Raw genomic sequence first — 11,392 nt, 5'->3', positions numbered from 1 at the left:
GAGCTTGAGCTGCTGGGCCGCAATCCGACCGTCGCCTTTTCGTTATCGGCATCCAGAACGACGGCGAGACGCCATTCCGGCACGTCACGCAACGGCTCGACCGCCGCGACCGATATTCCCCAGTCGCCGCTGACCGACACACTGGTCACGGGCCCGCGATACCCCCGACGCACGTCGTAACGGATCAAACCGCGCTGAAGCGCCTTGCGGGCCTTTCGCTGGATTTCCGGGTCGAGCGTGGTTCTGACCGACAAGCCGCCTTCATAAAGCGCGTCCTCGCCATAGCGGTCGATGATCTGGCGGCGTACCTCCTCGGCAAAGTAATCGGATGCAAAAAGATGAGAGCTTCCGCGGCGCGGATTGACGTCGAGCGGCTGGGCTTTCGCATCCTCGCCATCGGAGGCTGCTACATAGCCGTTTTCGACCATGCGGTCGATCACCCAGTTGCGGCGTCCGACGGCCCGTTCCGTATTGCGGAACGGATGATAGTTGGACGGCGCCTTCGGCAAGGCAGCCAGATAAGCGGCCTCATGGAGCGACAGTTCGTTGACCGATTTGTTGAAATAGGTCAGCGCGGCGCTGGCAATCCCGTAGGAGTTCAGGCCGTAGAAGATTTCGTTGAGATAGAGCTCGAGAATGCGGTCCTTGGAATAGGCCTGCTCGATACGGAAGGCGAGCACCGCCTCGCGCACCTTGCGTTCCAGCTTCTGCTCGGAGGTCAGCAGGAAGTTCTTGGCGACCTGCTGGGTGATCGTCGAAGCACCGACCAGACGCCGGCCCGAGCTGAAATTCTCGACATTGGTGATCACGGCGCGCATGAGCCCGGTATAGTCCAGGCCGTTGTGCTGATAGAAATTCTTGTCTTCCGCGGAAAGGAAGGCCGCCTTGACCCGGTCGGGCACCGCCTGGATCGGGATGTAAAGCCGCCGTTCGCGGGCATGTTCGGCCATCAGCGCGCCGTCCGACGCGTGGATACGTGTCATCACCGGCGGTTCGTAGCTGGCCAGAACCTCATAGTCGGGCAGATCGCGCGTGACGCTGCCGACATACCAGGCAACGCCGAGTGCAGCCACGAAGAAAAGGATCGTACCGACCCCGAACAAATATCCAATCAGTCTGAACATGGGTTCCTACCCGGCTGATTCCATTGCGCGACGATTCGACCCGCACCCCCGACTATACACGACACCGACTACAGGTTCGAATGTGCGCAAAATAGGGCCGGATCAATCCTTTATAAGATAATCTAAGGCGTTACTTAATCAATGTGGCAAGTATCACACAATTTCGGGTTTGCCACAGGGGTCGCCCGATGCTAATTGCTGGCGCCGGTGACCTTGGCGCGATAGGACGTTATCGCCTCGACAAGCAGGGAAGCGATCTTTTCGCGCCACGTCGGATCCTTCAGCAGCTTCTCATCCTCGATATTGGAGAGATATCCGAGTTCCACAAGCACCGAGGGCACCTCCGGAGCCTGCAGGACACGAAACCCCGCCGATCTGATCGGGTTGTTGATGAGCTTGATCGAACCGTCAAAGGCGTCGATCACGGCGCGTGCCAGACCGATCGAAAACACCTGTGTTTCGCGGCGGGTCAGATCAATCAATATGTCCGCCACGGTTTCCGGCTCGTCCTGCAAGGACAGACCGGCGATCAGATCCGACCGGTTCTCTCTTGCAGCCAGTTGTCGTGCCATGTCGTCCGATGCCTTTTCAGACAGCGTATAGACCGTGGCGCCGCGCACGCCGCGCAAACGGATCGAATCGGCATGTATCGAGACAAAAAGATCGGCCGCCGCCTTGCGTGCCAGGCGCACGCGCTCGCCGAGGGAGATGAACCGGTCGTCGTCCCGGGTGAGAATGACCCGCATGTCGGTTTCATTCTCGAGCGCCGCTTTCAACGCCTTGCTCACGGCAAGGGTAATGTCCTTTTCCTGGGTGCCGCCGCGACCTTTGGCGCCGGTGTCTATACCGCCATGGCCGGGGTCGATGGCAACCGTGAACGGCTTGTCCGCATCCGGAACCACGACTGCAAGATCGTTGCTCCTGTCGTCCGGTTCGAGCTGCCATTGCTGCTGGTTGACAAGCGCTTCGAACTCCCTGTCGGAAGCCGCGGCGATGTCAAAGACAAGGCGGTAGGTTGCATCGGTCTCGTTTTTCCGGACTTCAGCCATCTCGGCCTTTACGGGTCCAATGGCCGTAAAGACAATGCGGGAGCGGCCCGGCGCCATCGCGCCGTAGCGGATTTCCGACAGGAGGCCCCGGGGTTGTGCGGCTTTTTCGTCGAAACCGAAGACGGTTTCGGGCAGATCGACCACCAAACGGTGCGGCGAAGCCAGTAAATGATATGAAAAATCAGGCTGTTGCTCGAATTCGATAACAATTCGGGTGCGCACCTCGTCGCCAGCAGCGCGAAAGTCGAATGCAACGAGCTTTTCAGTTGCCGGCGTTTGCGCCGCATCATTGGCGAAGCTCTGCGAAGCCGGGACGACCATGACAAGCAGCGCCAGCAGGACAAGCGCGCGATTGAACATGAATCCAGCTGACAAACGCATCATTCGGGGCCTTGGTGATCCTTACCGCAATTGAACTCCTGCCACATGCGGAACCTGCGATTCCACCGTTCCTTAATGACTGAATCGGCCCTGCTCCGCAACCGGATCCGGGAAAATCCAGCCGTTGTGCTTCCATTCGGCACCATCGAAAATGCCTTTCAACACAACGGTTCCGGAAAACACCGGAGCGCCGCGCCGCCGCCGGTGGCGCAATCCCGTTTGGCTTTTTTCTTGCCAGAAGCGTTTCCAGAACATAAAAGCGGATCGAGGGTTATCATGCTGACGAGATAGAAACGGCGGATCCGGCTGCTACCTGTTTCAGGGAATCGGAGCGCCATCTGGCCGTTTCGTCTGACGTCAAAGCACTTTAACTCCTCAGAATGAATCGATGGAGCCCGGCGGTTTCCGGGCATCGAATTGCGGCATCAGGCCGTATGCTTCTCCCAAGGAAGCAGCACTCATCGGTCTTTAAAGAGACCTAATGTTCAAGAGTTCCTGTCTGGAATTTGAATGGAAATGCTACCGTCAACAGTCTCACACAAGGTCATCCGGACAAGCGGTGCTCCGGAACCTTCAGGCTTGGTTGAGCAAATCCGGCCAGGACCTACAAATTTCGGCATAAAGGCGGCTTCTAACAGGCAAGCGAGACCCCCGGGTCCGCCCGTCCTGCCGCCTGCCGAGGAGCTTCATTTACATGGCAGACAAAATGCTGATCGACGCGTCCCACGAGGAAGAAACGCGCGTCGTCGTCGTACGTGGAAACCGGATTGAGGAATTTGACTTTGAATCGCAGCACAAGAAACAGCTGCGCGGAAACATCTATCTCGCCAAGGTAACCAGGGTCGAACCGTCCCTGCAGGCCGCGTTCGTCGAATATGGCGGAAACCGTCACGGTTTCCTGGCCTTTTCCGAAATACACCCGGACTATTATCAGATTCCGGTCGCCGACCGCCAGGCCCTGATCGAGGCCGAGGCGGCCGAGGCGCGCGAAGAAGACGACGATGGCGAGTTCGAAAAACTCGCCAAGAAGTCAAGGACGCGCCGGAGCAGAAGCAAATCAAGGAAGGACAAGAAGGCCGCCGCCGCGAAAGAGGCGGAAGACGTCGTAAAGGCCGATTCCGCCGGTGAAGAGACGGCGGAGGCCGTTCCTGAGGAAGCAGCCGGGCAGCCGGCGGAAACGGCAGCCACGGAGCAGGAGCAGGCAAGCGACGTCGTGGCCGCCGACGACCCGGCGAAAGCGGGAGACGAGGGTTCGGGCGAAGCCACTACACAGGACGAGCCCGACACGTCAAAAGACGACAACGGCGAAGACGAGACACCGCCGGATACGATTGCCGCCAGTATCGACGCCGATGAGGTGTCGGAGGTCGTGGCCAGGAAATCGGACGGCGACGATGAAGACGCCGGCGACCCGGACCGCGCCTCGGATTCCGGAGAAGACGACGACGAGAACGATGCATCCGTGGAATCGGTCGGTGCCGAGGATGCGCTTGAGGAGGTTCCGGACCGGGCCCGCAAGCAGCGGCGGCAATACCGCATTCAGGAAGTCATCAAGCGGCGGCAGATTCTGCTGGTTCAGGTCGTCAAGGAAGAGCGGGGCAACAAGGGTGCCGCGCTGACCACCTATCTGTCGCTTGCCGGCCGTTACTCCGTCCTGATGCCTAATACGGCTCGCGGCGGAGGCATCTCACGGAAGATCACCAATGTTCAGGACCGCAAGCGCCTGAAGGAAATCGCACGCGGTCTCGAGGTTCCGCAGGGAATGGGCGTCATTTTGCGCACGGCGGGCGCAAACCGGACCAAGGCGGAGATCAAACGCGACTTCGAATACCTCATGCGGCTTTGGGAAAATGTCCGCAACCTGACGCTGACCTCAACGGCGCCTTGTCTCGTCTACGAGGAAGGCAGCCTTATCAAACGGTCGATCCGCGACCTTTACAACAAGGATATCGGCGAAGTCATCGTGTCCGGCGAAGCCGGATACCGCGAGGCGAAAGACTTCATGAAAATGCTGATGCCGAGCCACGCCAAGGCGGTTCAGCCCTATCGTGACGTCCAGCCGATATTTGCGCGTTCCGGCATAGAAGCGCAGCTCGACAAGATGCTTCAGCCGCAGGTCACGCTCAAATCCGGCGGCTACATCATCATAAACCAGACCGAGGCGCTTGTTGCGATCGACGTCAACTCCGGACGGTCGACCAAGGAACACTCGATCGAGGACACGGCGCTGCGCACGAATATCGAGGCCGCGGAAGAAGTGGCCCGTCAATTGCGCCTGCGCGACCTCGCCGGCCTGATCGTCATCGACTTCATCGACATGGAGGAGAAACGCAACAACCGGGCCGTCGAAAAGAAACTCAAGGAATGTCTCAAGAGCGACCGCGCCCGGATTCAGGTCGGACGCATTTCGCATTTCGGCCTGCTGGAGATGTCCCGGCAGCGCATTCGCGCGAGCGTTCTGGAAAGCACGATGCAGGTGTGCGATGCCTGCGGCGGAACCGGATATGTGCGCTCGATCTCATCCGTGGCACTTCATGTGCTGCGCAGCGCGGAAGAGCATCTGCTCAAGAAAACCACACATAACATCACCATCCGGACCCTGCCTGAAATCGCGCTTTATGTTCTCAATCAAAAGCGCGACACCATCATCGAGCTTGAAAACCGTTTCGGTCTTTCGATCTCCGTGGAGGCCGATCCGGATGTCGGCCTGCAGCATGTCGCCATCGATCAGGGCACTCCGGTGGAAGCGCCCGTTATCATCGAAAACGCGGTTCAGGTGGACACCGAATTCTCCGAGGCGGATGATGATGTCGACATCGCTCAGAGCGACGATGAGGACAGTGGCGGGCGCAAGCGCAAAAGGCGGCGCAAGCGGCGTGGCCGCAACGGCGACGACCGCTCCGACGTGCAGACGTCCGGTGCGGACAATGGCGATGGGCAGGGGCAAACCGATGACGAAGCGGACACGCGCCTGGACGATGACGGCGAACCGCGCAAGAAGCGCAGACGGCGCGGCAAACGCGGCGGCAAACGCAATCGCGACCAGGCCGTGACAGCCGACGGCGCGACGCAGGATACGGCCGACACCGACGACGATGCGCCGCAACCCGCTGCGGCCGAGGATGCCGGTGAGGCCGTTGCCGAAAACCCCGTGGTTGAGGCTGTGTCGGCAGAGACCGTCACGCCGGAGGTTGGTGAGGCACAAGAGGAAAAACCCAAGCCTCGCCGCAGAAGCCGCGGCAAGAAGGGTGATGAAGCGCCGGTTGCGGCGGAAAATACCGCTGGCGAAGACGTGATTGCTACGGTCGCCGAGGCGGCGGTTGAAGCGCCCGACGCGGCATCCCATGCGGAAGAAGAGGCCAAACCTGCGCGCGCACGACGCCGGCGCACCAGCGATGGGGAAGCGGCAAGCGAGCCGAAACTCACATCGACCGTGGTTGAAGAACCCGACGATGGCGATGGCGACGGCAAACCGAAAAAAGCCGGATGGTGGCAGCGACGCGGCTTCTTCTGACGCGTTCAGGCGCCGGCCGCCGGCCGGTGCCGTTTTATGCGCCCAGCCACTTGCTCATGCGGTGGATCGCTTCTTCCATCTCATTGTAAGAGCCCGCATAGGAAAACCGGATGGTGCGGTGACCTTCGACGGGATCGAAATCGCGGCCGGGTGTTGCCGCGACATCGATCTGCGTCAGCATTGTGCGGGCGAATTCCATAGAGTCATTGGTAAAACGGCTGGCGTCCGCATAGGCATAGAAGGCTCCATCCATGGGCGATGCGATGTCGAAGCCGATCTCCGGCAGACGCTGCATCAAAAGGGCGCGGTTGGCTTCATAGCCCCGTTTGACCGCTTCAAGCTCCTCGCGCGCGTCAAAGGCTGCGCACGCGGCGATTTGCGACAGTTCGGGCGCGCTGATGTAAAGGCTCTGCGCAAGCCGCTCCACCGGCCGTATGGCGTGCTCGGGCAGCACCATCCAGCCGATCCGCCAGCCGGTCATGCAGTAATATTTAGAGAATGAATTGATGATCACCGCACCGTCCGTCAGCGACAGTGCCGTTGTCTCGCCGCCGCTGTAGCTCAGGCCGTGATAGATTTCGTCGGAAATGAACGCGATGCCGTTTGCCTCGCAATATTCGATGAGGCTCTTCAAAGCCGCCCTGCCCGTCACGGTTCCGGTCGGATTTGCCGGACTGGCCAACAGAACCCCGGCGATCTTTCCATCGCGCGCCGCCGCTTCTTCGAGCAATGACGGCGTCAGGGTGAATTCCGTTTCCTTCGACACCGCAATCTCAACAGCTTCAAGACCCAGAGCATGCAGGATGTTGCGGTATGCCGGGTAGCCGGGCCGCGTGATAACCACACGATCGCCGCTGTCGAACAGCGAAAGAAAGGCCAGATTGAAGCCGGCCGATGACCCGGTCGTGATCGCGATCCGATCCGGATCGACGTCCACGCTGTAGTGGTGCGCATAGTGATGTGCGATGGTTTGGCGCAGTTCGGCCGTGCCGAGCGCATCGGTGTAACCGATCGCCGAGTTGGACAGGCCCGCCCGCGCTGCCGCCAGCACCTGGGCGGGCGCGCCATGGGCCGGCTGTCCGACAGCCATGGAAATGACCGGGCGCCCCTGCCGTTTCCTTTGAGTGGCCGCGGAAAGCACATCCATGGCATGGAAAGGTTCGACGCTGCTGCGCCGCGATATGTTGATCACGTGACGGTCCTGCTGATCATTTGACGCCTCACAAATGCCCTATTGCCGTGGCGATCACAACCGCAACGGCAAAATCACATTCGCGCGATGTCCGATACAGTGCTATGGGCAGGCCGACATATAGACTGCTAAGATTGCCAGGAGAATCCTTCATGTCCCTTCAATCACGCACAGGGCAGGCAGATTTGTCTCATCTATTCAGATCCGCGAGAGCGGCGCTGTTTCTCGTTCTGAGTTTTGCGATGATTTCGGCGCTTATCGTGCCGGTCAACGCGCAGGGACGGATACCGATTGTCCGGGATGCGGAAATCGAGGGTCTGCTGCTCGATTACGCACGCCCGATTTTCAAGGCGGCGGGTCTGAACCGCAAGGGCATCCAGATTATTCTGGTCAACAACCAGTCGTTCAACGCCTTCGTCGACGGGCGGCGGATCTTCATCAACACGGGCGCGCTGGTCTCCGCCACGACGCCGAATGAGATCATCGGCGTCATCGCGCACGAATCCGGCCATATTGCCGGCAACCATCAGCAAAGGTTACGCGAGCAGATCGCCCGTAGCCGGGCGCTCGCGGTCGTCGGCGCGCTGGCCGGCATCGGCGCGGCCACGGCCGGCGGTTTGGCGGGCGTCGACGGAGCCGCGGCCGCCGGCGGCGGACTGGCGCAGGCCGCGCCGTCCGTGGCCCAGCGCGCGCTTTTGAGTTACCGTCGCTCGGAGGAAATCACCGCCGACCGGGCCGCGGTGAAATACCTCAACGCGACCGGACAATCCGCCAAGGGCATGCTGACGACTTTCCAACGCTTTTCGCAGGGAAATGCGCTCGCCGGCGTGCGCGTCAATCCATACGAGCAGAGCCACCCATTGCCGCGCGACCGCATTGCGCTGCTTGAGGAACTGGCAAAAAAGAGCAAGCACTACAACAAGAAGGACCCCCCCGCCCTGCAGCGCCGGCATGACATGATCCGCGGCAAGATCGCCGCCTATTCCGGCGGCGCGCCGGCGGTGGGGCGCATCTTCCGCGACAACCCGAACAGTGTGGGCGCACGGTACGGCAAGGCGATCGCATCCTATCTTCGCGGCGATACCAGACGGGCGCTGTCGGAAATCTACAAGCTGATCGCGGCTGACAAGAACAACGCCTATCTTCATGAAATGAAAGGCGAAATATATCTAAAGGCCCGTCAACCCGGAAAGGCGGCTTCGTCCTTTGCGCGGGCGGTGCAGCTCGACCGGTACAATTCGGGGATTCTGCGCGGACGCCTGGGATTTGCCTATGTGTCGACAGGCGATCCGTCGCAGATGAACAAGGCGATCCGCGAACTGCGCGCCGCCATTACCTCGGACCCGAACAATTTCAACGCTTACAGCTACCTGTCGCGGGCCTATGCGCAGGCCGGCGACGTCGCCAATGCGGAACTGACGCAGGCAGAGGCCTATTTCCGTGCCGGAAACGTTCGCGAGGCCAAGCGGTTTGCCGCACGCGCCGCGCAGAAATTGCCGCGGGGAACGCCCGGCTGGCAGCGTGCAAATGACATCGTGAAATACAAGACCAAGTGACTTGGGGCTCCACCCGAAACAGTGAAGGATGCGACAATGAGAACCATAGGCCGATACATAGGTGGCGCCGCTGCGGCTGCATTCATCGCATTGTCGCCGTTTCCCGCGACGGCGCTTGACGAGGCGCAGAAGGAAGAGCTGGGGGAATTCATCCGCGAATACCTCATCTCCAATCCGGAAATCATGTTCGAGGTTCAGGCGGCCTATGAGGCCAAACAGGAACAGATACAGAAACAGCAGGCCCAGCAGGTCATTGCGGATTCGGGCGACGCGATCTTCAACTCGCCCCACAACATCGTGCTCGGCAATCCGGAAGGAAACGTCACCATCGTGGAATTCTTCGACTACAATTGCGGGTTCTGCAAACGCGCCATGAAGGATATGGAAGAGATCCTGGCCAACGATCCCAACGTGCGCTTCATCCTGAAGGAATTTCCCATACTGGGTGACGATTCGATCGCCGCCCACCGGGTCAGCGTCGCGCTGAAAAACATCGCACCCGAGGTCTATCAGGATTTCCACTTCGAACTGCTGGGTGGGCATCAGCGCGCGACGGAGGACCGTGCCATCGCTGTCGCGGTTGAACTGGGTGTCGATGAAGCAGCGCTTCGCGAAGCCATGCAAGACGACTCCATCACGGCGGCCTTTCGCGAGGCCTATTCAATCGCCGACGCCATCGGCATATCGGGCACACCATCTTATATCGTCGGCGACGAAGCGGTGTTCGGCGCGGTTGGAACACCGACACTGATGAACAAAATCGCCAATCTGCGGGACTGCCAGAGCGCAACCTGCTGATCGCCCGTTGCGACGTCACACGGCAAAGGCGGCTGACCTTCGCAGCCGCCTTTCACTTTTCAATTGATCATCCACCAGTTTTTTGAGCCGGCGTCCGTAACCGGGGCTTTTACTTCCACTGCGGGCCGTCTATATGTCTGGAACCTTTCAGTTCCCAAGGTGGAGACCATGGCCCGCAAAGTGTTCGTTCTCAACGGACCGAATCTGAATGCTCTCGGCAAGCGGGAGCCGGGAATCTATGGCGGCAAGACACTTGACGGCATCGCGGATGAATGCCGGAATCTGGCCCGGGAACTGGGATTGGACATCGATTTTCGTCAAAGCAACCACGAAGGCGTGCTCGTCGACTGGTTGCAGGAGGCCGGCGACAACGCCGCCGGCGTGGCCATCAACCCGGGTGCGTACGGCCATACCTCCATCGCGCTGCACGACGCGGTCCGGTCGATCGCCATTCCCGTTGTCGAACTGCATCTGTCCAATATCCATGCCCGAGAAACCTTCCGGCACACATCGATGCTGTCGCCGGTCGTTGCGGGCGTTATCTGCGGCTTTGGGCCGGGAAGCTACTTGCTGGCTCTGCGTGCTCTCGCCGATATTCTCGAAGACTAAGAACAAGTTCGTAAAGGACCCGACCCGATGGCAACGAGAAAATCCGGAATCGATAAGGATCTGGTACGAGACCTCGCCGATATTCTGAACGAGACCGATCTGAACGAGATCGAAGTGGAACAGGATGATCTGCGCATTCGGGTCTCGCGCGGCGGTACGACGGTCGCCCAGGCTGCGCCTGCTTTCATGCCGGCCCCCGCCGCTCCGGCCCCCGTTGCCGCGGCTGCCGCGCAGGCCGAACCTGCCGCCGAGAGCGGCGCCAATTCGGCCAACGCCGTGACGTCACCGATGGTGGGGACCGCCTACCTGGCGCCGGCGCCCGACTCCGACCCGTTCATTCAGGTCGGACAGGCCGTCAAGGAAGGCGATCCGGTACTGATCATCGAGGCGATGAAGACAATGAACCAGATTCCGGCGCCGCGTTCCGGAACCGTGACGGCGATCCTGGTGGAAGACGCGCAGCCTGTTGAATTCGGTGAACCGCTCCTCGTGATTGAATAGGCCGTTCGATGCTGTCGAAAATTCTCATAGCCAACCGTGGCGAGATTGCCCTGCGTGTTCTCCGGGCCTGCAAGGAACTCGGAATCAGCACCGTCGCGGTGCATTCGTCGGCCGATGCCGATGCGATGCATGTGCGCCTGGCCGACGAAAGCGTCTGCATCGGCCCGCCGGCCTCGCGCGACAGCTATCTGAATATCCATCAGATTGTGGCCGCCTGTGAGATCACCGGCGCGGATGCGGTGCACCCGGGATACGGATTCCTGTCCGAAAACGCCAAATTTGCCGAGATACTGGAGGCACACGGGATCACCTTTATCGGCCCGACGGCCGAGCACATCCAGATCATGGGCGACAAGATCACCGCCAAGAAGACCGCCGAGGAACTTGGCATTCCGGTCGTCCCGGGCTCGGATGGCGAGGTTTGCGAAGAGAGTGAGGCTGTCCGCATCGCATCGGAAATCGGCTATCCGGTTATCATCAAGGCGACCGCCGGCGGCGGCGGCCGCGGGATGAAGGTTGCCAACAATGAATCCGAACTGGCAATCGCACTCGCGACCGCACGGACCGAGGCGGGCGCGGCGTTCGGCAATGAATCCGTCTATATCGAGAAATATCTCGGCAAACCGCGCCATATCGAAATCCAGGTCTTCGGCGACGGCAAGGGCAAT

General features: G+C 60.3%; 8 protein-coding genes and 1 pseudogene. 6 read left to right on the top strand and 3 right to left on the bottom strand.

The window, feature by feature from the left end; genetic code table 11:
• Nucleotides 1-1,124 (bottom strand): annotated as a pseudogene (locus AC5E6N_RS19010) (transglycosylase domain-containing protein); the annotation flags it as partial.
• 191 nt (nt 1,125-1,315) lie between these two features.
• Complete coding sequence (locus AC5E6N_RS19005) at nt 1,316-2,533, bottom strand: N-acetylmuramoyl-L-alanine amidase (RefSeq protein ID WP_491749291.1); 1,218 nt, start codon at nt 2,531-2,533, stop codon at nt 1,316-1,318.
• Nucleotides 2,534-3,248: 715 nt separating this feature from the next.
• On the opposite strand from AC5E6N_RS19005, the gene AC5E6N_RS19000 reads away from it, so the two are divergent.
• Complete coding sequence (locus tag AC5E6N_RS19000) at nt 3,249-6,068, top strand: Rne/Rng family ribonuclease (RefSeq protein WP_491749290.1); 2,820 nt, start codon at nt 3,249-3,251, stop codon at nt 6,066-6,068.
• 34 nt (nt 6,069-6,102) lie between these two features.
• Here the strand turns inward: AC5E6N_RS19000 and AC5E6N_RS18995 are convergent, their stop codons facing one another.
• A complete protein-coding gene (locus AC5E6N_RS18995; protein WP_491749289.1) occupies nt 6,103-7,260 on the bottom strand; it encodes a pyridoxal phosphate-dependent aminotransferase in 1,158 nt (385 codons plus the stop codon).
• A gap of 242 nt (nt 7,261-7,502) precedes the next feature.
• Here AC5E6N_RS18995 and AC5E6N_RS18990 point away from each other — a divergent pair, with 242 nt between their 5' ends.
• From AC5E6N_RS18990 to AC5E6N_RS18970, 5 genes are all read left to right on the top strand, one after another.
• The gene (locus tag AC5E6N_RS18990) at nt 7,503-8,816 is read left to right on the top strand and encodes a M48 family metalloprotease (protein WP_491749288.1); all 1,314 of its coding nucleotides are present in this window, start codon (nt 7,503-7,505) and stop codon (nt 8,814-8,816) included.
• 36 nt (nt 8,817-8,852) lie between these two features.
• Entirely contained in the window at nt 8,853-9,614 is a 762-nt protein-coding gene (locus tag AC5E6N_RS18985) for a DsbA family protein (RefSeq protein ID WP_491749287.1), read from the top strand.
• Nucleotides 9,615-9,782: 168 nt separating this feature from the next.
• Nucleotides 9,783-10,223 (top strand): type II 3-dehydroquinate dehydratase, encoded by a 441-nt coding sequence (aroQ, locus tag AC5E6N_RS18980; RefSeq protein ID WP_491690358.1) that lies wholly within the window; start codon nt 9,783-9,785, stop codon nt 10,221-10,223.
• A 27-nt stretch (nt 10,224-10,250) separates the two neighbouring features.
• Complete coding sequence (gene accB, locus AC5E6N_RS18975) at nt 10,251-10,724, top strand: acetyl-CoA carboxylase biotin carboxyl carrier protein (RefSeq protein ID WP_491749286.1); 474 nt, start codon at nt 10,251-10,253, stop codon at nt 10,722-10,724.
• Between the two features lie 8 nt (nt 10,725-10,732).
• On the top strand, nt 10,733-11,392 hold a 660-nt coding region (locus tag AC5E6N_RS18970), incomplete at its 3' end, for a biotin carboxylase N-terminal domain-containing protein (RefSeq protein WP_491749285.1).

Source organism: Hoeflea sp. (genome assembly GCF_984452065.1).
This window is presented reverse-complemented; position numbering and strand designations above follow the sequence as displayed.